5 protein-coding genes are annotated in these 2,609 nt (G+C 34.6%); all 5 read right to left on the reverse strand.

Annotation, left to right across the window (positions count from 1 at the left end):
• The coding region (locus tag KO361_06390; GenBank protein MCC7575192.1) for a hypothetical protein at window positions 1-435 on the reverse strand (435 nt) is incomplete at its 3' end.
• Window positions 436-662: 227 nt separating this feature from the next.
• Complete coding sequence (locus tag KO361_06395) at window positions 663-866, reverse strand: Com family DNA-binding transcriptional regulator (GenBank protein MCC7575193.1); 204 nt, start codon at window positions 864-866, stop codon at window positions 663-665.
• Window positions 867-868: 2 nt separating this feature from the next.
• Complete coding sequence (locus KO361_06400; protein ID MCC7575194.1) at window positions 869-1,024, reverse strand: hypothetical protein; 156 nt, start codon at window positions 1,022-1,024, stop codon at window positions 869-871.
• Window positions 1,017-1,166 (reverse strand): hypothetical protein, encoded by a 150-nt coding sequence (locus tag KO361_06405; GenBank protein MCC7575195.1) that lies wholly within the window; start codon window positions 1,164-1,166, stop codon window positions 1,017-1,019. Before KO361_06405 ends, KO361_06400 begins: the two co-directional genes overlap by 8 nt.
• Window positions 1,163-2,609, reverse strand: a 1,447-nt coding sequence (locus KO361_06410) for a hypothetical protein (protein ID MCC7575196.1), incomplete at its 5' end; no start/stop codon positions are given. The genes KO361_06405 and KO361_06410, both read right to left, overlap by 4 nt.

Consider the following 2,609-nt stretch of genomic DNA (forward strand, 5'->3'; position numbering starts at 1 on the left):
AACTATTCTCTGTTTTTCATCTGCTTTAAATATGGGACCGGTTAATTCTGCACTATTGCCATTAATTCGTTTTTGAATATAGACTAAATCAACTTCTTTCGGCTCGCCTTTGGTTATTTTACCGTCATCATCAAGAACGTATTTTATCTCGAAATACTTGTCAGTATCAAAATCATGAAGAATAACGGCATCATCAAAAACCTGTGCAACGTAACCTTTTTCTCCGCTACCTTCGAAAGCTCTCCTGATTCGATTAGAACGTTCTTCCAAACTGTCTTTTTTATTCTGGTTTTTTACAGTCACATCTCTTTCTCCTTTCTTCTTTAATTCTCTTTCCAGAGTTCCACATATCTTTTTTGCTGTTTCATTGTCGTAACCTTGTTTTTCCATATCTAAAACGCATTCATTGAAATTTTCCCATTTTCCGAATGGCATTTTCTCTCCTTTCCCTAAAACAAAAGAGCACCTACAAGAAAGCTGTACCGGCTTCTCGTAGATGCTCTGATGTAAAGGAGGTAAAAAATGAAAAGAATATGAGTTGGGATTATCCCCTCGGAATATTCAATTGTCAATTTGACTTTCCAGCCTATCCTTAAACTGTCAGCGTAGCTAACGTCTTTAGAAGAATCCCCATGGTTTCTTATCAGCCAGAAAGTACCTTTTTAACTTAAAATTATTCTACCAGTAAAATTATTCTTTGTCAATTCCCTTCTTTTTTCTATTATCTTCTCCTCTTGAATATCATATATCATCACTTCTCTTTGACCTTTGTTTCTGCACCTTGGTCTTGAGCATGGTATTTCAATATATCTTTGGTCGGTTATTTTGAATAGTAATTTCCCACAATCAATACATCTAACTTCCATTATCACCTCGCTGGACATACCCCATTAGGACAGTCTGGATTTTCGATTTTCCTTTCAGGTCTTGGCATATCATTCTGGAGTTTCCTTATTATAAATAATATCAATTCATTTCTTTCTTTTCGTTTCTGATTTCCGTTAATCATATCTTCATCAAACATCATATTCTTCAATAATTCGATTGCTTTCGAATGCATTATTTGCCTCCGTATAATTTTGATTTCTTAAATAATCCTCTAATTCGGAATATACCCTGAATTCGGTTATAAAATACTTTTCTTCATACATGGTTGTTTCATTCATTTTAAATCCTCCACTTTTACTAAATCGCTTTCATAAAAATAAGGCAATGCTGGTGCTGTGTATCCTTCTGGTAAAATCACCGGGACGGTTGTACATCGGCAATTATGTGTTATAATATTATTAGATACATACATATTATCTTTTGTTTGGAGGTTGTAAACATGTCCCTTGAAATCATTACTCTCAATATTGATTATATTATCAGTTGTTACAGGAATGGGAATTCTGTTAAGTCTATCGCTAAAAAATACGGTGTTACCCACAAAGTTATCAGGAAAAGACTCACTGATAACGGTATCTCTATTAATTCCAAATTCAGCAATATTGTTTTGCCTTATCAGGAAATTGTAAAGCTGTATCAAAAAGGGAAATCTGTTAAAGCCCTTGCCAAACAATTTAATGTTTCCAGAAATGTTATTTATAGGTATCTTTCCGAAAGTAATATCCCTACCAGAAATCGTTCTGAATCTATGTATATTAGAATGGCTCAAACTCCTTTGGTTGAAAGACAAAGGCTCGTAAAAAAGGCACATGACGCTATTAGAGGTCGGGTTGTCGATATTAAAGAAGGGGTTATGAGAGCTAATGCCAGAGAAAAAACCCTCCAATATGTTGGTAAGTGGGAAGCTGATTTTGTTAATGAATTGAGAAAAAACAATATCAGTGTTATCCCTCAAAAAGCTATCCATATTTATAATATCGATATATTCACTCCCCCCTCTATCTGTATGGAAATCGCCTGTTTTAAAACTAACCCTTTTTTCAGAAAGCAATTTAGAACTCGATGCATATATCTCCTCAATTCTGGTTTTAATATAATTATTGTTTGGATTAACAAAGGACCCCCTGATATTGCCTCTTGTACTGATTACCTTATTTCCAAGATTCAATCGATTCAATGGAATCCAGCCATTAGAAGTCAATATTGGGTGATTCGGGGTTCCGGTAAGTTTGTTGCCAGAGGCAGTTGTGATAGTAATCATCTCACCTTTATAGAACCTTCTGAAAATCCTTTTTGTTTCAATAGCAGTTACTAATGTATCACCAACAAAACAATTTATAAATTCTTCCAATGCTCCACTTCGGTCACCCGGATATAATAATCCATTACTAAAAGGTTCTCCAACTCTTACAATTTCGCCTTCTAATTCTTGGTGTGAATCCCTTACTATGTTATCTCTTGCAGTTCGCCATTTATGATATTCTACACCCAACTCTATTTCACTTTCATACATTCCTAAGTTTTCGGCACTTGCTATTTCCGTTCTGGCTACTCTTTCAAGCTCATATGTTTCCATATTCACAAAAACTTCATTGAGTCTTTCAGCAGATTTGCTGTACCCAAATCCCGCCTCGTAACTTTTCCTTAAATTCTCCATGAGATTTCCTATTAATCTTCTTATGGTTTTTTCGGAAGCTACAAAAGTTTTTTCTTTTATCTGC

The sequence above is a fragment of the Candidatus Woesearchaeota archaeon genome (assembly GCA_020854775.1).
In the GTDB taxonomy this organism is placed as follows: Archaea; Nanobdellota; Nanobdellia; order Woesearchaeales; family 21-14-0-10-32-9; genus 21-14-0-10-32-9.

Excerpts from the sequence above, each read along its gene's own strand:
- KO361_06395 (MCC7575193.1), bottom strand. The coding sequence starts at position 866 with ATGGAAGTTAGATGTATTGATTGTGGGAAATTACTATTCAAAATAACC.
- KO361_06400 (MCC7575194.1), bottom strand. The coding sequence starts at position 1,024 with ATGTTTGATGAAGATATGATTAACGGAAATCAGAAACGAAAAGAAAGA.
- KO361_06405 (MCC7575195.1), bottom strand. The coding sequence starts at position 1,166 with ATGAATGAAACAACCATGTATGAAGAAAAGTATTTTATAACCGAATTC.